The following is an 18,689-nucleotide window of genomic DNA, read 5'->3' as shown; positions in this document are numbered from 1 at the left end:
ATGAGAACGAACAGCACGAAACAACAGACAGAGGTCAGGAAATGAAGAATCTCACTCGCGCGGGCATAATCGCGATCGCCGCGACCCTACTCATCACCGGCTGCTCGTCCACCACGGGCGCGGCGGGCACGGCGGTCACGAACAAGGGCGGCACGCTCACGATCCTGACCCCGAGCACCAAGATCGACCTCGATCCGGCCAAGAGCCAGAACCTCGCGATCACCACGCTGGGGCTGATCGAGCGTCGCCTGACCACCTGGGACATCCGCGCCGGCAGGCCGGCTACCGTCGTGCCCGACCTCGCGACCACCACCGGAACCCCGAGCGACGGCGGAAAGACCTGGACCTTCACCCTCAAGGACGGGTTGAAGTTCGCCGACGGCTCCGCCATCACCTCGGCCGACATCAAGTACGGCGTCGAGCGGTCGTTCTCCGACGAGTTGTCCGGCGGACTCAGCTATCACAAGTCTCTGCTGGTCGGCGGAGCGGACTATCACGGACCGTACTCGGGATCGGCACTCGCGTCCATCGAGACCCCGAGCCCCAAGTCGATAGTCTTCCATCTCACCGGCGCCTACGGCGACTGGCCGTGGATCGCCTCGATGCCGGCCTTCTCCCCGGTACCTCAGGCCAAGGACAACCCGGCCACCTACGGCCAGGATCCGGTCGCCTCCGGGCCGTACAAGGTGGCGTCGAACAAGCAGGGAACCGCGCTCACGCTCACCAGAAACACGTACTGGAGCGCGAAGTCCGACACCGTGCGGGTCGCCGGGCCCGACTCGGTGGTCTTCCGGATGAGCCAGGATCCGAGCACGGCCGCGCAGAGCCTCATCTCCGACGCCGGCGACACCAAGGCCGCCTTCGGAGCGGCGTTCCTCGGTGCGGCCCAGCTGGCCCAGGTGAACCGCGACCCGGCCGCGAAGGCGCGCCTCGCGACCTCCCAGGCCGGTCCGCTCTCCTACCTCGCCCTGAACACGCAGCGCGGAGCCCTCAAGAACCTCGACGTGCGCAAGGCACTCGAATACGCCGTCGACAAGAAGGCCTACCTCATCGCCTCGGGCGGCGCGGCGGCCGGAGAGACCGCCACGACGCTGATCACCCCCGGGATCGCCGGTCGCCAGGCCTACGATCTCTACCCGGCTGGCGCGGACGGCGACGTCAAGAAGGCGAAGTCGCTGCTGGCGAAGGCCGGCCAGTCGAGCGGGCTGTCGCTCACGCTCCTCGTGTTGAACGACGCCACCTCCCTCGCCAAGGCGCAGGCGATCCAGCAGGGGGTCCAACGGGCTGGAATCACCGTCACCATCGCCCCCGAAGACGAGAACTCGTTCTACTCCGACGCCACGGCCACCGACGCGAACTACGACCTCGCCCTGTACAGCTGGCAGCCCGACTTCCCGAGCGCGAACAGCAACATCCAGCCCCTGTTCGCGTCGAGCGAGATCGGCGACGGTCGCAACAACGTCGCCCGGTACTCCAACCCTGAGGTCGACGCCCTCATCGCGATGGCGACCGCCGAGGTGGATCAGAAGGCCGCCCAGGCGCTGTGGGCGAAGGCCGACAAGAGGATCATGCAGGATGCCCCGGTGGTGCCGCTGAGCTACGCGAAGCAGTCCTTCCTTCGCGGATCGAAGGTGAAGAACTTCTTCGTCGCGTCGTTCCCGGCCTACCCGAACTACCTCACCCTCTCGCTCGCGAAGTGAGCGACCGTTCGGCACCGGTCGTGCTGTCGGTGGACGGGGTCTCGATCTCGTTCCCCGGCGGCGCCCCCGAGGCCGGCCGCCCCGTGGTCGATCGCGTGAGTTTCGAGTTGCGGCGCGGTCGGGTGCTGGCCCTGGTCGGCGAATCCGGGTCGGGCAAGAGCGTCACCGCCATGTCGACGCTCGGGCTGCTCCCCCGCAACGCCCGCGTCACGGGCAGCATCCGTCTGGGCAACGAGGAGTTGATCGGCGCCGACCCCGCCCGGCTGCGGGAGATCCGCGGAGGCCGCATCGGAACGATCTTCCAGGAGCCGATGAGCGCCTTCAACCCCGTGCTGTCCATCGGCGCCCAGATTGGCGAGGCGCTCCGGGCGCACTCGAAGGGACTCGGCCGAGCCTCCGTCCATGCGGCGCTCGTCGATCTGCTCGCGTCGGTCGGGATCGACGACGCGCGCCGGGTGCTCCGGGCGTTTCCGCACGAGCTCTCCGGTGGACAACTCCAGCGGGCGATGATCGCCATGGCCATCTCTGGCGACCCTGCAGTGCTCATCGCCGACGAGCCGACCACGGCCCTCGATGTGACGGTTCAGGCCGGGATCCTGGACCTGATCCGGCAGTTGCGGGACCGCTCCGGCCTGGCGGTGCTGCTGATCACCCACGACATGGGCGTCGTCGCCGACCTCGCGGATGACGTCGTCGTGATGCGCGCCGGCGCCGTCGTCGAGCGCGCGGACGTCGGTACCCTCTTCTCCCGACCCACCGAGGAGTACACCGCGGCGTTGCTCGCCGCCGTGCCCCGACTCGATTCCCTCGGCACTGCCGGTCCTGGCTCTGATCGCGTCGTCATCGAGGATCGCGCGGCCGAACCTCCTGCGCTCGCGACTGCGGCGAGCGGCCACGCCGCCGTCACACTCACGAACGTGGACGTCGTCTACGACCGGCGTGGCTGGCGGCGCACCGGCACCAAGGCCGTCGACGGGGTGTCGCTCGAGATCCAGGCCGGGCGGATCCTCGGCCTCGTCGGTGAATCGGGTTCGGGAAAGTCCACCGTGGGTCGCGCCATCGCCGGGCTCGTGCCCCTCGCGGCCGGGTCCATCGACGTCGCCGGGATCGACCTCGGCGCGGCATCCGCCCGGGCGCTTCGGACGGCCCGGGCACGCATCGGGTATGTCTTCCAGGACCCCGCCTCGTCCCTCAACCCGCGATTCACGATCGAGCAGAGCATCGGCGAGCCTCTCCGGCTGCACTCGAGCCTCGACCGGGCCGGGCAGCGAACCCGCGTGGCCGACCTGCTCGACGCCGTGCAGTTGCCGGCGGACACCGCCGGCCGGTACCAGCACGAACTGTCCGGCGGGCAGCGACAACGGGTGGCGATCGCCAGGGCAATCGCGCTCGGGCCGGCGCTGCTCATCGCCGACGAGCCGACGAGCGCGCTCGACGTGTCGGTACAGGCCCTCGTGCTCGACCTGCTGCGGGAGCTGCAGGGCCGGCTCGGTTTCGCCTGCCTGTTCATCAGCCACGACCTCGCCGTGGTGCACGAACTCGTCGACGAGGTCGCGGTGATGCATCGCGGACGGATCGTGGAGAGCGGGGCGGCGGCGCTCGTGCTGCGCTCCCCGGCCGATGACTACACCCGGCGCCTGCTGGCGGCGGCTCCCGTGGCCGACCCCGTCGACCAGCGCGCGCGACGTGAGGCGTGGCGGGCACTCTCGCTCGCGCCGATCACATCCGGCGTCTCGTGACCGCCATCGGATCCGCACGCTCCGACGCGCCGACGGGGCTGCGCCGGGTCGCGGGCAGACTCCGCGCCGACCGCTGGGCAACCACCGGGCTCGTCGTGATCGGGCTGTTCGTGCTCGCCGCCGTCTTCGCCGGGCCGCTCACCGCGATCAGCGGGCAGAACCCGTACACCTACCACCTCGACAGGCTCGACGACTCGGGCTCCCCGCTTGGTTTCGGCGGCGGCATCAGTCCCACCCACTGGTTCGGCGTCGAGCCTCTCACCGGCCGAGACCTCTTCGCCATCGTGGTCTTCGGCTCGCGCACGTCCCTGCTCGTGAGTGTGAGCGCGACGGTGCTCGCCGTGGTGGTCGGCGTGCTCGTCGGCATCACGACGGGCTTCTTCGGGGGCTGGTACGACCGCACCTTGAGCCGGGTGATCGACGTGCTCTTCGGCTTTCCGAGTCTCGTCTTCATGATCTCGCTCACCGCGATCGTGCCCACGAGCTTTCCCAAGCCGCTGCTGATCATCCTCGTGATCGGCTTCTTCGGCTGGCCGTCCATCGCCAGGGTGGTGCGCGGCCAGACACTCTCGCTGCGCGAACGCAATTTCGTCGTGGCCTCGAACGCGATGGGTGGCGGACCGTGGCACATCATCGCGCACCAGGTGCTGCCGAACGTCAGCGCGACCATCATCGTGTTCGCGACCATCTCCATCCCGAGCATGATCGGAGTGGAAGCCGCGCTCTCGTTCCTCGGCGTCGGCGTTCCTCCGCCGACCCCGTCCTGGGGCCGAACCATCGGCGATGCGGTCACCTGGGTGCAGACCGATCCCAGCTACCTCGTCTTTCCCGGTGCCGCGCTGTTCCTGGTAACCCTCGCCTTCAACGTGGTCGGAGACGGCCTGCGGGATGCGCTCGATCCTCGACGAGGGGTGGTGTCGCGATGAGGACCGCCGGATTCGTCGCCTACCGGATCGCCGGGATGCTCGTGGTGCTGCTGGCGATCGCCGCGATCACCTACGCGATCTTCTACCTGCTGCCCACCAACCCCGCCCAGCTGAGTTGCGGCAAGCCGTGCACCCCGGAGAACCTCGCCAGGGTGGAACGGTTCATGGGCTACGACCTGCCGTGGTACCAGCAGTTCTGGGACTTCCTGCGCGGGATCGTCGCCGGCCGCACCTACGGCAGTGGGGCGGGGGCCGTGACGTGCGCAACCCCCTGCTTCGGCTACTCGTTCCAGCTCAACACCACGGTGACCGACCTCATCGTCTCCCGCTTCCCGGTCACCGCCTCCATCGCCGTCGGAGCCGCCGCGGTCTGGCTCGTCGTGGGCGTCGGCAGCGGTGTCGCGTCGGCGCTCACCCGAGGAAGCGCGATCGACCGGGGAATCATGACCATCGCCATCGCCGGGGTGTCGGCTCCGAGCTATCTCGTGGGGCTCCTCGCGATCCTGTTCTTCTCCTTCACACTCCACCTGCTCCCCTCGGGCGGTTACGTCGCATTCGGCGACGACCCGCTCCAGTGGCTCGGCCACCTGGCGTTGCCGTGGTTCACCCTCGCGTTCATCAGCGGTGCCGTCTACGCCAGGCTCACCCGGGGGCAGATGCTCGAGGTGATGGGCGAGGACTACATCCGCACCGCCCGGGCGAAGGGGCTCACCGAGCGCCGGGTGGTGGTGCGCCACGGTCTGCGCAACGCGCTCATCCCCGTGGTGACCATCTTCGGGCTCGACCTCGGCGGCCTTCTCGGCGGTGCGGTCATCACCGAGAAGGTCTTCTCGATGCAGGGCCTCGGAGCCCTGCTCATCGATGCAGTGCACACCCTCGACCTGCAGGTCGTCGTGGGCTTCACCCTCTTCGCCGCGTTCCTCATCGTGCTCGCGAATTTCGCGGTCGATCTCGTCTACGGTCTCGTCGATCCGCGGGTGAAAGCGCGGGTCTGACCGGGTAAAATCGGGTCTGGGCGACCCGGTCGTCGGCGGTCGGAGCGCCCCTGGAGGCTGCAATGCCCACGCCAGCGCAACGGCGAGCCGTGCTCGTCATCTCGGCGACGTCCGGCGCCGCCCGGGAGTCGGTGCTGGGCGAAATCGGGAAGCGCTACTCCGAGGACTACGGCGTCGTCGCGACCGCCACCGCGGTCGAGGCGGTCGCGGCCCTGCGGGCGGCGGCGGATCGCGGGGACACCGTCGCGCTGATCCTCGCCGACGACCACTCCCCGTTGCCTGGCGGGGGAACCGTGTTCACCGAGGCGCGCCGGCTCTTCCCTGATGTGCGACGAGCGCTCCTGATCGAATGGGGCGCCTGGGCCGAGAGTGAGACCGCGGACGCTGTGCTGCGCCTGATGGAGGCGAATCAGATCGACTACTACGTGATCAGCCCGCGGCGGTCCCCCGACGAGTACTTCCACCACACCGTCACCGACTTCCTGCTCGAGTGGCGCCGGGCGTCAGGGGAACGCCCCAGGGACATCACGGTCGTCGGTTCCGAGTCTGCGCCTCGCACGCACGAGATCCGCCGCCTGCTCACCCGCGCGGGGCGGCGAGTGGATGTCGTGGCCCCCGACTCTGGCGAGGCCCGCGCCCTGCTTGCGGGGGTCGGCGCCACCTACGCCGGGGTGCCGTTGGTACGCCTTGCCGACGGCCGCCTGTTCACCGACCCGACGAACGCACAGCTCGCCGAGACCAACGGGCTCACGACCGACCTGCCCACCGACACCGTCGACCTCGCGGTCGTCGGCGCCGGTCCCGGCGGCCTCGCCGCAGCGGTGTACGCGGCCTCGGAGGGTCTGAACGTGGTGGTGATCGAGCATGAGGCGGCCGGGGGCCAGGCCGGATCGAGTTCGCTCATCCGCAACTACCTCGGATTCGCCCGCGGAATCTCGGGAGCCGACCTGTCCGAGCGCGCCTACCAGCAGGCCTGGGCATTCGGCGCGCGGTTCGCCCACACCCGCGAGGTCGTGGGGATGAGCGTCGAGCCCGACGGATTCCGTCTCGAGGTCGCGCCGGACGACCACCTTCTCGCGCGATCCGTCGTGCTCGCCTCCGGGGTCACCTACCGCCGCATCACGGTTCCGGAACTCGCCCCGTTCGTGGGCTCCGCTGTCTTCTACGGGGCCTCTGCCGTCGAGGCGAAGGCCCAGACGGGACGGATCGTGCACATCGTCGGGGGCGGCAACTCAGCCGGCCAGGCCGCACTGCACCTGGCCCGCTATGCGGCATCCGTCTCCCTCATCGTGCGCGGGGCGAACCTCGCCGAGAGCATGTCGCGCTACCTGGTCGACCAGCTCGAGGCGTCCGGCGTGCACATCCTCACCGAGCAGAGGGTCATCGGCGGGGGCGGCGTCGACGACGGATCCGGCGCGCGGCTCGATCATCTCGTGCTGCGTCATCGTGTCACCGGCGTGGAGACCACCGTCGCCAGTGACGCGCTGTTCATCACCATCGGCGCGGTGCCCCACACCGGATGGCTCGCCGACGGGATCCTGCGCGACCAGTGGGGCTACGTCATCACGGGCAACGACATCGTCTCCGAGGGCGGTCGTCGGGCCTGGCCGTACGAGCGCCCGCCGGCGCCGCTCGAGTCCTCGGTCGCCGGATTCTTCGCCGTGGGTGACGTCCGTCGCGGTTCGATCAAGCGGGTGGCCTCGGCGGTCGGCGAGGGGTCGGTCGTCGTCTCGTCGGTCCACGCCTTCCTGGCTAGTCTCCCGACAGCTCCCGCGGCGCGGCGATGACGTCGACGAGGGCGCCGTTGCGCCAGACGGTGATCTCGATCGGCCGGTCGATGGCGTCCTCCACCATGAGGCGCTGCACAGCCGTCGTGGTGACGACGAGCCTGCCGTCGAGTTCCACGACGATGTCGCCGGCGTGCAGACCGGCCTCCGCCGCCGGGCTGTTCGGGGAGACCCCCGCCACCTGAAGGCCGGTCGGCGAGCCGATCCTCGCGGCCAGCTGCGGCGCGAGCGGCACCTGCACCCCGGCGATGCCGAGCCAGGCGCGACGCACCCGCCCGTGGGTCATGAGGGTCTCGATGATGCCTCGGGTGGTCGCGTTGATCGGAACGGCGAGGCCCAGCCCGATGCCGGCGACGGCGGTGTTCACGCCGACCATTCGCCCGGAGCCGTCGGCGAGCACTCCCCCGCTGTTTCCCGGATTGAGAGCCGCGTCGGTCTGGATCACCTCGTCGATCACCCGGCCGGCCTGGGTGGGCAGCGATCGTCCGAGCGCGGAGACGATGCCCGCCGTGACGCTGCCCGCCAGCCCGAGGGGATTGCCGAGCGCGACCACGAGCTGGCCGACCCGCAGGCCGGCCGCGTCCCCCAGCACGAGCGCCGGCGGCACCGGGCCGTCCGCCCGCAGCACGGCGAGATCGGAGAGCGGATCCCTGCCCACGACCTCGGCCTCCCGTTGAGTGCCGTCCGCGAACGAGGCGGTGGCCGTGCGGGCGCCCACCACGACGTGGGCGCTGGTGAGCAGGATGCCGTCGTCGGTGATGACGCTCGCGCTGCCGGCACCCTGACCGCGCGGGCCGCTCACCCTCAGGCTCGCGACGCTCGGCAGAACCCGCTCAGCCACGTCCACGACCGTGCGGGAGTACGCATCCATCACCTCGTCATTGGTCACGATCTATTAATGCGCCTGCCGGGCGCTCCGCGAGCAGATGTTCGCCGTCAGCACAAGGCACACCCGCGGCCCGCACGACACCCCCTGTCGCTCGGCCCACCGCTCGGGCAGGATCGGACCATGACACTCTCGTCCGCGGCCCCGATCTCCCCCATGCTCGCGAAGGCCGTCGACGGCGTGCCGGACCCCGCGTCCGTGCCGGGCGGGCTCGGCTACGAGCCGAAGTGGGACGGCTTCCGCGCGATCGTCTACTTCGACGGCGAGACCTGCGAGATCGGCAGCCGGGGATCCAAGATGCTCACCCGCTACTTTCCGGAACTCGAGGCGGCCTTCCTCGAACAGCTCCCGGCGCCGTGCGTGCTCGACGGCGAGATCGTCGTGCGAACGGGCAAGGCCGGGCACGAGCGACTGGACTGGGAGGCGCTCTCCGCCCGCATCCATCCGGCCACGAGCCGTGTGCTCACGCTCTCCCGGCAGACGCCGGCGGCATTCGTCGCCTTCGACCTGCTCGCCCTGGGCGACCGCGAATACCTCGACGAGCCGTTCAGCGCGCGGCGGGAGGCCCTCGAGGCGCTCGCCGCCGGACTTCGCGACCCGATCCACCTCACCCGCAGCACCGACAGCGTGGACACCGCCCGGCGCTGGCTGGTGGAATTCGAGGGCGCCGGCCTCGACGGCGTCGTCGCCAAGCCGCTCGCCGCCGCCTACGCCCCGGGCAAGCGCCTCATGCTCAAGGCCAAACACCACCGCACGGCGGATGTCGTGGTGCTGGGCTATCGCCTGCATTCGAGCGGCAGCGGGGTCGGGTCGCTTCTTCTCGGCCTCTACGACGACGACGGGGTCCTGCGCAACGTGGGCGGGGCATCCGCGTTCAGCGACCTGCGGCGACTGGAACTGATCGACGAACTCGCGCCGCTCGTGGAGCGGGACGACGCCGGCGAGGTGGTGAGGGGCGAGACGGAGCGAAGCCGATTCTCCGCCGGCAAGGACGTGTCCTTCGTGCGGCTGCGGCCCACTCTCGTCGCCGAGGTGCGATACGACCAGATGGAGGGCGCGCGTTTTCGCCACACTGCGCAGTTCTTCCGCTGGCGCCCCGACCGCGACGCGAGCTCCTGCACGTTCGACCAGCTCGAGCGCCCGATCGCCTACGATCTCGCGGAAGTGCTCGCCTAGGACTGCTGGCGCGCCCGACTGGGCTGCACGCGTGGCGGCTCCCCCGGCATCTTCGGGAAGTCGGGCGGGAATGGCAGTTCGCCGAGACCGGTGGCGAGGTCCCTCGCCCACCAGCCGAGCAGTCCGTCGATCGTGCCCGGCTCGTCGTGCATCCCGGCCCAGGGGTCGCCCGTGGTTCTCAGCCGCTCCGGCACGGTGCCGATGGTGAGGCGTTTCGGGTCGGTGTTCTCCAGTTCCTCCCAGTCGAGCGGGCAGGACACCGGCGCGTGGGCCAGCGCGCGCGGGCTGTAGGCGCCGGCCATGGTTCGATCCCGGTTGGCCTGGTTGAAGTCGAGGAACACCCGTTCGCCGCGCTCCTCCTTCCACCACGCGGTCGTCACCTTCTGGGGCATCCGCCGCTCGAGTTCGCGAACGGCGGCGATCACCGCGTGGCGCACCTCGAGGAACTCGTGCACCGGCTCGATCGGGGCGAACACGTGCAGGCCGCGGTTTCCCGAGGTCTTCACGAACGCCGTGAGTCCGACCTCGGCGAGCAGCGACCTCAGCTCGATCGCGGCGGGAATCGCATCGTCGAAGTCGGTGCCGGGCTGCGGGTCGAGATCGATGCGCAGCTGATCCGGGTTGTCGGAGTTCTCGGCTCGGGAAGGCCACGGGTGGAACACCACCGTGTTCATCTGCACGGCCCAGACCGCGCCGGCCGGTTCGTCGATCACGAGTTGCGGATGGCTGCGACCGCTCGGGTAGACCACCGTCACCGCGCGCACGTACTCCGGGGCACCCTTGGGAGGGTTCTTGGAGAAGAATTGCTCGCCGTCGATGCCATCCGGGAAGCGCTGGAGGGACACCGGGCGGTCGCCGTTCGCCGCCACGAAGGCGGAGCCGACCTCGGCGATGTAGTGGGCGAGGTCGAGCTTGGTTATGCCGGGCTCGGGCCAGAGGACGCGACCCGGGCTCGAGATGCGCACCTCCCGCGCGCCGTGCGGTCCGTCGACGGTGAGGGTGACTGCTTCGCTGGCCATAGGACCAACGTACTCAGGACGCGTCGACGCCGTCGACCCCCGCCATCCGCTCGAGCACCGCGGCGAGCAGGGCGCTCTGGGCGTCGGGGATCACGTGGTGGTTGAGGTAGATCCCCTCGAGCCAGGACTGCACCTCGTCGGCGGGCAGGCCGACGGCGTCCCAGTCCACGCCGGGCAGCGCGCGGGTCACCGGGTGTTCGGTGGTCGGATCCAGCCAGGCCTCGGCTATCGGCTGGTCCGGCTCATCCGTTCCCGGGGTCCAGAGCAGCGCTATCGGATGGTTGTCGCCATCGATGTGCTCGTTGTCGACGTGTCCGGCTCCGAGCCACGGCAGGGTGAGCAACTCGCCCTCCACCTCCACCTCCAGCAGGTCGAGCTGGGCGGGCTCGGTCTCGCAGACGTAGATCGAGTACCCGGCGTCGTGCCAGGCGCCCGCCTCCTCGATCTCGTCCATGAGGTCCGGCATCAGTTCGTGAAAGCCGAGGGCGAGGGTCGTGCCCCACTCCACCAGCACGGCGGTGTCGGCGGCCGGCCACGGGCTCGTGTCGCTGGCCTCGTCCTCCCCGCGGTGAAAGTGGTACGCGACGTCCGACCCTCGGCACTCCAGGTGAAGCTGACCGTCGTCGAAGGCCACGTAGATCGCGCTGGTCGCCTCGTCGTCATCCCAGTCGGCGAACAGCTCGGGCTTGGAGAAGCGCGGGGGCAGGGCGATGGATGCCGCACGCTTTTCGCCGAGGTTGAGCACGGCGCGGAACCGCGTGCTCGGCAGGCGCAAGCTGAAATCAGTCACAGAGTCGGTTTCCCATCGGTCGGTACCCTATCGAGGGTACTGGTGCGCGGGCAGCGGAAACGATCGGGCGGCCGTCGGTGGGCGATTTCGAGCCTTCGGCGAAGGTGTGAATTGCCGCACAGTCCTCCTCAGGGCTTGCATGCCCCCGGCGAATGCGGAAGCGTGGCCCCCTTCAACCGCAGGCAACCGAGAGGGAATAACCATGCTTACACTCACGCACTCAGCCAGCACCGCCGTCAAGACCATCGCCGAGCGCAATGCAGACGCAGACGCCGCGGGCCTGCGCATCAGCACCGAACCCATCAGCGGCTCGGAGTTCTCCGTCGCGATCACGCCGGCACCGGAGCCCGACGACACCGTCGTGGAGAGCGACGGGGCCAAGGTGTTCCTCGAGCAGAACGCGGCGATCGCGCTCGACAGCAAGATCCTCGACGCCAAGACCGAGGACGACGGCTCCGTCCACTTCGCGATCAGCGACCAGGGCTGACCGGCACCACCGCCCTGATCGCACTCGGGCAGGGGGTGGGACCTTCGGCACGTCTCTGCGTGTCGCCGGCGTCCTACCCTCTACCGAGGGCCCGACCTCGGGCACCGAGGGACGGAAGGAGATCGCCATGGGATTCATCGAAGACGCCAAGGAGACCGCGGAGGCCGCCGCCAAGCGCGCAGCCCGGGCCGTGGAAGACGCCGTGGATACGGTGAAGGACAAGGCCGCCGAGCTCAAGGCGGACGCGAAGGTGAAGCAGGCCGAGGCGGAGCGCGAGTCGGTCAACCGGCGCAACGACGCCAAGGACAAGCTGCGCGGCGACTGAGCCGGCAGTCACCCGCCGAGGTCGTGGGCCGGTTCCGGACGATGCACCCCTCTGGGGCGATAGCCGAGTGATTCGGAGATCCCCAGGAGATCGGCGAGGTACCACAGGGTGGCGAGCCACATTTCGGTGCCCTGTAGGCCCGGCAGGTGATCGACCGCGTTCGGCCCGCTCGTCGGCGAGAACCGGAACCCGAAGCCGGCGCCGGGCGCCCAATGCCCGAGGATCTGGTCGATGCTCTCCGCGGCGAAGGCGTGCACCTCCTCGCGGCGATGACCCGTGTGCCGCGTGAGCCAGAGCGGATGAGCCACGTCGAGCATCGTGCAGGCGGTGGTGCGCCCCGGCCCGAAGTGGCGGTCGTCCGCGAGTTGGTCGAACACCGTGTCGATCACCCGTTCGGCGTTCGGAATCGGCAGGCCGAACTGGGCGAACGTGCCCCGCGAGGCGCGGTAGAAGCCGTTCACGGGCTGCAGGAGGCCGTCCGACGGTCGTGCGGCACTCCACATCCCGGTGTCGCGAGAGGCGTGGGTGTGCAGCCAGCCGATCAGGGTGTCCAGGTTGCGCCGCGCCGATCGATCGTCGCCGTCCCGTGCCAGGTTGCGGAAGAGGGATGTGCCGAGGCTGTCGATCGCCGCACCCGATGACCAGCCGGCCGACGCCCAGGGCTGGGTCTCGCAGAATTCGATGATGTCGGCCTGGGTCATCCGCGCGACCGCTCCGATCGGATGCTCGAGGCTCGACCCGAGCAGGTCGAGCGCGTAGCCGAGGCTGAGCACGTGGTACTGGGCCGCGCCGTCGGTGAACCCGGTCGGAGCCGTGCCGTGTCGTCCAGCGGAGTCGACCTCCGCAGTGAGACCCGTCACGGGATCCTGGTTCTGGCGGAGCCTCCTGGCGTGCTCGGCGGCCTCCAGCTGCCGGGGTGGACGCCCGCTCAGCAGCATCCCGATCTCCACGGCGTCGGCGTGCGGGCGCAGCGAGGCCCGCGCCCCCGGTGCATCCACGTAGCGGCCGGGGCTTTCGCCGTCCGCCGAGAGGGCATCGGGTTCCCAGCTCCTCTCGATGATCGCGTCCGCATCCGCTCGCGCGCGGTCGGCGAAGTCGGCGAGGCGCCTGGCGAGCCCACCGCGCGGCTCCGGAGCCTTCGGCACCCGGCGATCCCGCAGGAAGCGCGCCGGATTGCCGCCGACGATCGCCCACTCGGCGACGTCGCGCGTGACGACGGCACCCGCGGCGATCACGGCGTGCGACCCCACCGTCACCCCGTCGAGGATCAGCGCATTCGAGCCGATCCACACATCGTCACCGATCACGATGCCGCGCTCCACGATGGGCTGCCGGAAGACGGGGCGGTCGGGCTCCATCGAATGGTTGAAGCCCAGAATGGAGGTGTGGGCGCCGATCCGCACTCCGTCGCCCAGGGTGACCCTGCCGCGCACGACGCTGAAGACATTGATCGTGCAGTCGTCGCCCGCATCGATGGTGCCGGTGAGATAGGCGTGCGCTGCGACGCACGAGCGTGCCCCCAGCGCGAGCGCATCCGGTGCCACCATTGCCAACTCGGACACGAACACGGCCTCGCCGAACCGGGCGACCGCGCGCTCGGCGATCGACCGCTGGTACGACAGCTGGCGCGTCTTCTCGTCGTCACTCGCCTCGCGCCAGAAGAGCCAGCCGTTGTAGTGCAGGAGCAGGTCGTGGTGGTCGGACACCGTCGATCGCCCCCTCAGGCCGCGACGGCAGCGAAGTGGCGGTCGTACCAGGCCCTCGTCGACACGAGCGCCTCATCCAGCCTGACCGCCCTCGGATGCCACGTACGCTCCCATTCGAGACAGACGGTCCCGCGGAACCCAGCGGAGCCGAGCAGGCGGCCGAAGTCCTCCGTGGGCAGCGTCCCCGCGCCGATGGCGATCGGGGTCGCGTCGGCTGGCAGGTTCGCGTCCTTCACCTGCACGCCCCCGCGGTCGTCGTCGATCCAGGGCGCGAGCAGCTCCCAGGTGCGCTCGATCGGCTCGCCGACCCGCCACGGGTGCATGAGGTCCCAGACCGCGCCCACCGGGCCGTGCACCTGATCGAGGATGCGCCTGATGTCTTCGCCCCTCGGATGCGAATCGTGCGTCTCGAGCACCGGATGGACGCCCAGGTCGCTCGCGATCGCCGACACCGAGTCGAGCCGGCGCGCGGCGCGCTCGTCCACCACGGCTTCCGGCTCGATCAGTTCGGGCACCCGATCGTAGGCCGCCGGGCGGGTCGGCGCCCCGGGGAACACGCGCACGACGGGCGCACGGAGGTCTGCGGCGAACTGCAGCGCGTGGGCAAGCGCGCCGGTCACCATCTCGTCGTTCGCGTCCGAGGCGACGCGCACGTAGCTCGCGATGCCGGACACGACCACCCCCGCCGCGTCGAGTCGGGCCCGCAGCTCGAGCCGCTCGCGCCGGGTCATTGCCGGGTCCGCGAACTCTCCAGCGCTCAGGCGGAGTTCGATCGCCCGGACGCCCGCGTCATCCAGCCAGCCCAGCACCGTGTCCAGCGGCTCCCCCGGCGTGCCCAGTGTCGACGCGCTCAGTGTCGTTTCGTTCGGTCGTGTCATCTTCCACTCGTCCTGTTGTCTGTTGCCGGTTCTGTCCCGATGCCCGCGCCGGGCTCGAAGCGCCTACGCCATGCGCTCGAGATCCGCCAGCGTCACGGGATAGTTGAGGGGGGCACCAGCGGCGAACTGCTCGACTTCCGCCACGGCGAAGTCGCCCATGAGCGGGAGCTCATTGCCCATCGAGCCGGCGATGTGCGGCGTGAGCACGACGTTGGGCAGGCCATAGAGCGGGTCTCCGGCCGGCAACGGCTCGGGGTAGGTCACGTCGAGCACGGCGTTGATCCGACCACTCCCCGCCTCGTGGCGCAGCGCGTCGTGGTCCACGAGCACTCCCCGCGCGGTGTTGATGAACGTCGCGCCGGTCTTCATGGCGTCGAACTGGGTGCGGCCGATCATGCCGATGGTGGACGGCAGAACCGGGGCGTGCAGCGACACGACGTCGCTCTCCGCCATCAGCCGGTCCAGCGGCACGAGGGTGGCGCCGAGGGTTTCCGCCTGGGCCGGCGAGAGATCGGGCGAGGAGATCAGCCGTCGATGGTGGAACGGCGACAACAGTTCGAGCACCCGCCGGCCGATCCGCGATGCCCCGATGATGCCCACGGTGCTGCCCAGGTTTCCCACCTGCCCCGGCATCAGCGCCTTCGCCCTCATGTCCTGCAGCCGGGCGAAGTCCCGCGCCGACGACAGCGCGCCCTTGGCCGACAGCAGGATGAAGGCCAGCGTGTACTCGGCCACCGGCTCGCCGTTCGCCTGCGCCGCCGTGGTGACCGCGATTCCGCGATCCCACACCTCCCGCTCGAGGTGGCCCTTCACGGTGCCGGCCGAGTGCGCGACGAGGCGAAGTCGCGGGGCCGCATCCAGGACGCCCGCGTCGATGACCGGGCAGCCCCAGCAGGTGATCAGCACGTCGATGTCGGCCAGCACCCGTCGCGCCCGCTCGCTGCCGAACTCGGTCAGCACCCCGACCTCCACGATGTCGGCGACCCGTGCGAGGCGCTCGAGGGCGTCGGCCGTGAAGACGGTCGCGGCCAGCTCATCCGACCTCATCGCGAATGCGACGCGCGGCCGCGCTCTGCCCTGCAGCACCGCCTAGCCCTTCAGTCCCACGTTGGCCATGCCCTCGACGAACTGCTTCTGCGCGAACACGAACAGCAGCACCATGGGGAGGGTGGCCAGGGCCGTCCCCGCCATGAGATACGGCCACTGGATGCTCGCGGGGTTCTGCGAGAAGATCGCCAGGCCCAGCTGGAGGGGTCGCAAGTCGTCGGTGGTCGTGATCATGAGCGGCCAGAGAAATCCGTTCCAGGCCGCCTCGATCTGAAAGACCGCGATCGTGATGAGGGCCGGCTTGACCAGGGGGGTCATGATGCGCCAGAAGATGCCGAACTCCCCCACCCCGTCCATGCGCGCCGCATCGGCGAGCTCGGACGGAAGCGAGACGTAGAACTGGCGGGCGAGGAAGGTGAAGATCGGCGCGGCGGCGAGCGGCACGATGAGCCCCCACCAGGAGTTCAACCAGCCCGTTCCGCCCTGGCCGAAGATGTCGTTACCGCCGAACAGCGGCACAGACTTCACGATCAGGAAGAGCGGCACGAGGATGATCTGGAACGGCACCATGAGCAGCGTGATGAAGTAGTTGAGCAGGAACTTGCCGCCCCGGATCGGGATGCTCGACAGCACGTAGCCCGCCATGGTGCAGATGGCCAGGGTCACCGCCGTCTCCCCCACGGCGATGACCAGGCTGTTGCGGAAATACTGCAGGAAGGGCGCGGTCTGCATGGCTCCCACGAAGTTGTCCCAGCGCCACACGGCGGGCAGCCAGGTGAACCTCGCCACCTCCAGCTCGCTCTTGAACGCCGTGAGGATCATCCAGAGGAAGGGCGCGATCATGAGGAACGCGCCGACGGTGAGCACGAGGTAGAGCGCAACCCGGCCGATCGTGACCCTCTTCTTGCGGCGTCGAGTGGGGACGATCGCGCCCGGGATCGCCTGCACCGCGGTGGAGGGGCTAGTCATGGGTGTTCGCTCCCTGCAGTCGTCGGCCAAGGATGATGAACCCGCCGATGAGGATCATCATGATCACGGTCTCCGCGGAGGCGTAGCCGAGCCGCAGACTCCCGAAGGCGTTGTTGTACACGTCGAAGACGAGCACGTTGGTGGCGAGTCCCGGTCCGCCCTTGGTCGTCACGTAGACGAGGTCGAAGACCTGGAAGGTGCCGACGATCGAGGTGATGAGCACGAAGAACTGCGCGGGGCCGAGCGAGGGCCAGGTCACGAAGCGGAACACCTGCCAGCGATTGGCTCCGTCGAGATTCGCCGCCTCGACGAGCTGCGGCGACACCCCCTGCAGGGCCGCCAGATAGATGATCATCTTCGCGCCGAGGCCCTGCCAGATGCCGACCACCATGAGGGAGGAGAGCGCGTGATTGGGGTCGGTGAGCCAGCCGACCGGCGAGAGTCCGAAGAGCGCGAGCACCCCGTTCGCCAGGCCGGAGCCCGAGTTGAAGATCCACAGCCACACCGTGCCGACGGCGACGGTGGCCGTGACCACGGGGATGTAGTAGGCGGTGCGGAACGCGCCGAGCGCGCGGATCTTCTGGTTGAGGGCGATCGCCACGGCGAGGGCGATGGCCATCGACACCGGCACCACCACGAGCACGTACAGCACGGTGTTGACGAGGGCGGTCCTGAAGCGGATGTCGCCGAACAGTTCGACGAAGTTCGCCCCGCCGATGAAGTTCGGCGCACCCGAGAAGCTGTAGTCGGTGAAGGCGAGCAGTATCGCGGCGATCGTGGGAACGGTGATGAACACGACCGACTGCACCAGGGCGGGCGCGATCATCCACCAGCCGGCGCGCTTCTGGCGTGAGACCACGGAGCTGCGACGCCGAGGCGCCGCTCCCGACCGGCCGGGCCGGGGCGACTGCGCCACCCCGACCTCGGACGGCTTCGACAGGGTCGTCGTCATCGCGACTTTGTCGCCAGCTCGCCGAGCACCTCGGCGGCGTCCCGCTTGCCGAGGAGCACGTCGTCGACCGACGAGTTGAAGTCGGTGCGCACCTCGAGCCAGTTGGTCGCGCCCCCCTCGTAGATGGCCCTGCCGAGGTTCTTGGCCACGAACTTGCTCAGCGCATTGGACTTGACGATGGCCGAATCCGCGGCGTTCGCGGTCGCCGGAATCTGGTTGTTGAGCTTGGCCATCGCCTCGAGTGCGGCGTCCGAGCTCATCGACTTGATGAAGGCCCAGGCCAGGTCCTTGTTCTTGCTGTTGGCACCCACCGAGGCGAGGTTGCCGCCCACCATCTCCACCTCTCTCGTGTTGTTGAGAAGGAAGAATCCGAGATCGTCGCAGTTGGCCTGGCCGACTCCGGCCTCCGAGCAGTCGATGCTGCCGCCGACGAAGCCCATCGGCGCGTCGTTCGTGTAGGTCATCGGCTTGAGTGCGGCGTTCTGCTGGCCGAACGGCTGCACGTGGTTGATCATGCTCTTCATCCAGTTGAGAGTCTCGACCCCCTGCTTATTGTCGAAGTTCTGCTTGCCGTTGACGTAGAGGTCTTTGCCGTCCGCCGCGAGCAGCTGCACGAAGGCCTGACGGTAGTTTCCCGGCGACGTATTGAAGTCGAAGCCAGGCCGGGTGATGTTTCCGGCGGCGTCCCGCTCCGTGAGCTTCTCGGCCGCCGCCTTGATTCCCTTGAACGTCGTCGGCGGATTCTTCGGATCGAGCCCGGCCTTGATGAACGCGCTCTTGCGGAATCCGATGGCACGGGCATCCGCCGTCAACGGCCAGGCGTAGATCTTGTCCTTGTAGGTGGACGCCGGGATCAGCGCGGGCGTCGACTTCTCCCCGAGCGTCTTCTTCGTGACGCCGTGGTTGCCCAGGTCCTCGAACACGTTCTTGGCGGCGAAGGGCTGAACCCAGCCGACCCCGGTCACGAGAACGTCGTATCCGGCGCCACTCGCGATCGAGGTGGAGATCTTCTCGTTGAGGGTGGCGTAGGTGGCGAAGTCCGGCTCGACCTTCACGTGGGGGTACGTCTTGTTGAAGCCATCCACCACCGCCTGGAAGGCCGCCTTGCCTTCGTTGCTGGCCGGGTACGCCGGGGTGAGCACGCGGATGGTGCCGGTCGCCTTCGCCGGATCCACGCTCTTCGCCCCCTCCTTCGCGCCACCGGTCGAGGTGCAGGCGGAGAGCACGACGGCCACGGCAAGAGCCGTGCCGACCACGCCGAGAGTGGTGCTGCGTTTCATTGTTGTCTCCTTTGACGGCGTTGGGAA

At 69.3% G+C, this 18,689-nt stretch carries 16 protein-coding genes and 1 pseudogene; 8 read left to right on the top strand and 9 right to left on the bottom strand.

The genetic code is table 11. The features are described 5' to 3' along the window. Positions 1-41 precede the first annotated feature (41 nt). From FVP33_RS09010 to FVP33_RS08990, 5 genes are all read left to right on the top strand, one after another. Entirely contained in the window at positions 42-1,700 is a 1,659-nt protein-coding gene (locus FVP33_RS09010; protein ID WP_147783329.1) for an ABC transporter substrate-binding protein, read from the top strand. Continuing rightward, on the top strand, positions 1,697-3,439 hold the full coding sequence (locus FVP33_RS09005; RefSeq protein WP_147783328.1) for a dipeptide ABC transporter ATP-binding protein: 1,743 nt from the start codon (positions 1,697-1,699) through the stop codon (positions 3,437-3,439). The genes FVP33_RS09010 and FVP33_RS09005 overlap by 4 nt, the downstream gene beginning before the upstream one ends. After that, positions 3,436-4,365 (top strand): ABC transporter permease, encoded by a 930-nt coding sequence (locus FVP33_RS09000; protein WP_246142268.1) that lies wholly within the window; start codon positions 3,436-3,438, stop codon positions 4,363-4,365. Before FVP33_RS09005 ends, FVP33_RS09000 begins: the two co-directional genes overlap by 4 nt. After that, positions 4,362-5,360 (top strand): ABC transporter permease, encoded by a 999-nt coding sequence (locus FVP33_RS08995; protein ID WP_147783327.1) that lies wholly within the window; start codon positions 4,362-4,364, stop codon positions 5,358-5,360. The genes FVP33_RS09000 and FVP33_RS08995 overlap by 4 nt, the downstream gene beginning before the upstream one ends. Positions 5,361-5,422: 62 nt before the next feature. Then, a complete protein-coding gene (locus tag FVP33_RS08990) occupies positions 5,423-7,147 on the top strand; it encodes an NAD(P)/FAD-dependent oxidoreductase (RefSeq protein ID WP_147783326.1) in 1,725 nt (574 codons plus the stop codon). Here FVP33_RS08990 and FVP33_RS08985 read toward each other — a convergent pair. Beyond that, the gene (locus FVP33_RS08985; RefSeq protein ID WP_187270650.1) at positions 7,113-8,018 is read right to left on the bottom strand and encodes a S1C family serine protease; all 906 of its coding nucleotides are present in this window, start codon (positions 8,016-8,018) and stop codon (positions 7,113-7,115) included. The two genes, FVP33_RS08990 and FVP33_RS08985, sit on opposite strands and share 35 nt — an antisense overlap. 138 nt (positions 8,019-8,156) lie before the next feature. Here FVP33_RS08985 and FVP33_RS08980 point away from each other — a divergent pair, with 138 nt between their 5' ends. Beyond that, positions 8,157-9,209 carry an ATP-dependent DNA ligase gene (locus FVP33_RS08980; protein ID WP_147783324.1) on the top strand — a complete coding sequence of 351 codons (1,053 nt, stop codon included), beginning with the start codon at positions 8,157-8,159 and terminating at the stop codon, positions 9,207-9,209. Here FVP33_RS08980 and ligD read toward each other — a convergent pair. Next, positions 9,206-10,228, bottom strand: coding sequence for a non-homologous end-joining DNA ligase (gene ligD, locus FVP33_RS08975; protein WP_147783323.1), 1,023 nt, complete (start codon positions 10,226-10,228; stop codon positions 9,206-9,208). The genes FVP33_RS08980 and ligD overlap by 4 nt on opposite strands. A 13-nt stretch (positions 10,229-10,241) precedes the next feature. Beyond that, complete coding sequence (locus tag FVP33_RS08970; RefSeq protein ID WP_147783322.1) at positions 10,242-11,018, bottom strand: hypothetical protein; 777 nt, start codon at positions 11,016-11,018, stop codon at positions 10,242-10,244. Between the two features lie 202 nt (positions 11,019-11,220). Here FVP33_RS08970 and FVP33_RS08965 point away from each other — a divergent pair, with 202 nt between their 5' ends. Next, positions 11,221-11,505, top strand: coding sequence for a hypothetical protein (locus tag FVP33_RS08965; RefSeq protein ID WP_147783321.1), 285 nt, complete (start codon positions 11,221-11,223; stop codon positions 11,503-11,505). 127 nt (positions 11,506-11,632) lie between these two features. Continuing rightward, positions 11,633-11,830: a hypothetical protein gene (locus FVP33_RS08960; RefSeq protein WP_147783320.1), complete on the top strand. Its 198-nt coding sequence runs from the start codon at positions 11,633-11,635 to the stop codon at positions 11,828-11,830. 1,148 nt (positions 11,831-12,978) lie between these two features. On the opposite strand, the pseudogene FVP33_RS20220 reads toward FVP33_RS08960, so the two are convergent. The 6 genes and pseudogenes from FVP33_RS20220 to FVP33_RS08930 all read right to left on the bottom strand — a co-directional run. Continuing rightward, a pseudogene (locus FVP33_RS20220) lies at positions 12,979-13,137 on the bottom strand (DapH/DapD/GlmU-related protein); the annotation flags it as partial. 413 nt (positions 13,138-13,550) lie between these two features. Beyond that, the gene (locus tag FVP33_RS08950) at positions 13,551-14,414 is read right to left on the bottom strand and encodes a sugar phosphate isomerase/epimerase family protein (protein ID WP_147783318.1); all 864 of its coding nucleotides are present in this window, start codon (positions 14,412-14,414) and stop codon (positions 13,551-13,553) included. 63 nt (positions 14,415-14,477) lie between these two features. Further along, positions 14,478-15,461 (bottom strand): hydroxyacid dehydrogenase, encoded by a 984-nt coding sequence (locus tag FVP33_RS08945; protein WP_147783317.1) that lies wholly within the window; start codon positions 15,459-15,461, stop codon positions 14,478-14,480. Positions 15,462-15,503: 42 nt separating this feature from the next. Beyond that, positions 15,504-16,430 (bottom strand): carbohydrate ABC transporter permease, encoded by a 927-nt coding sequence (locus FVP33_RS08940; RefSeq protein WP_147783316.1) that lies wholly within the window; start codon positions 16,428-16,430, stop codon positions 15,504-15,506. Next, entirely contained in the window at positions 16,423-17,382 is a 960-nt protein-coding gene (locus FVP33_RS08935; RefSeq protein WP_147783315.1) for a carbohydrate ABC transporter permease, read from the bottom strand. Before FVP33_RS08935 ends, FVP33_RS08940 begins: the two co-directional genes overlap by 8 nt. Further along, complete coding sequence (locus FVP33_RS08930) at positions 17,379-18,662, bottom strand: extracellular solute-binding protein (protein WP_147783314.1); 1,284 nt, start codon at positions 18,660-18,662, stop codon at positions 17,379-17,381. The genes FVP33_RS08935 and FVP33_RS08930 overlap by 4 nt, the downstream gene beginning before the upstream one ends. Positions 18,663-18,689: the final 27 nt, after the last annotated feature.

The organism is Lacisediminihabitans profunda (assembly GCF_008040105.1).
Lineage (GTDB): Bacteria > Actinomycetota > Actinomycetes > Actinomycetales > Microbacteriaceae > Lacisediminihabitans > Lacisediminihabitans profunda.
The sequence above is the reverse complement of the archived record's forward strand: the minus strand, read 5'-3'. Positions and strand labels throughout refer to the sequence as shown.

Coding starts and splice junctions, on each gene's coding strand:
- FVP33_RS09010 (WP_147783329.1), top strand. CDS start 42: ATGAAGAATCTCACTCGCGCGGGCATAATCGCGATCGCCGCGACCCTA.
- FVP33_RS08995 (WP_147783327.1), top strand. CDS start 4,362: ATGAGGACCGCCGGATTCGTCGCCTACCGGATCGCCGGGATGCTCGTG.
- FVP33_RS08990 (WP_147783326.1), top strand. CDS start 5,423: ATGCCCACGCCAGCGCAACGGCGAGCCGTGCTCGTCATCTCGGCGACG.
- FVP33_RS08985 (WP_187270650.1), bottom strand. CDS start 8,018: ATGGATGCGTACTCCCGCACGGTCGTGGACGTGGCTGAGCGGGTTCTG.
- FVP33_RS08980 (WP_147783324.1), top strand. CDS start 8,157: ATGACACTCTCGTCCGCGGCCCCGATCTCCCCCATGCTCGCGAAGGCC.
- ligD (WP_147783323.1), bottom strand. CDS start 10,228: ATGGCCAGCGAAGCAGTCACCCTCACCGTCGACGGACCGCACGGCGCG.
- FVP33_RS08965 (WP_147783321.1), top strand. CDS start 11,221: ATGCTTACACTCACGCACTCAGCCAGCACCGCCGTCAAGACCATCGCC.
- FVP33_RS08960 (WP_147783320.1), top strand. CDS start 11,633: ATGGGATTCATCGAAGACGCCAAGGAGACCGCGGAGGCCGCCGCCAAG.
- FVP33_RS08950 (WP_147783318.1), bottom strand. CDS start 14,414: ATGACACGACCGAACGAAACGACACTGAGCGCGTCGACACTGGGCACG.
- FVP33_RS08945 (WP_147783317.1), bottom strand. CDS start 15,461: ATGAGGTCGGATGAGCTGGCCGCGACCGTCTTCACGGCCGACGCCCTC.
- FVP33_RS08940 (WP_147783316.1), bottom strand. CDS start 16,430: ATGACTAGCCCCTCCACCGCGGTGCAGGCGATCCCGGGCGCGATCGTC.
- FVP33_RS08935 (WP_147783315.1), bottom strand. CDS start 17,382: ATGACGACGACCCTGTCGAAGCCGTCCGAGGTCGGGGTGGCGCAGTCG.
- FVP33_RS08930 (WP_147783314.1), bottom strand. CDS start 18,662: ATGAAACGCAGCACCACTCTCGGCGTGGTCGGCACGGCTCTTGCCGTG.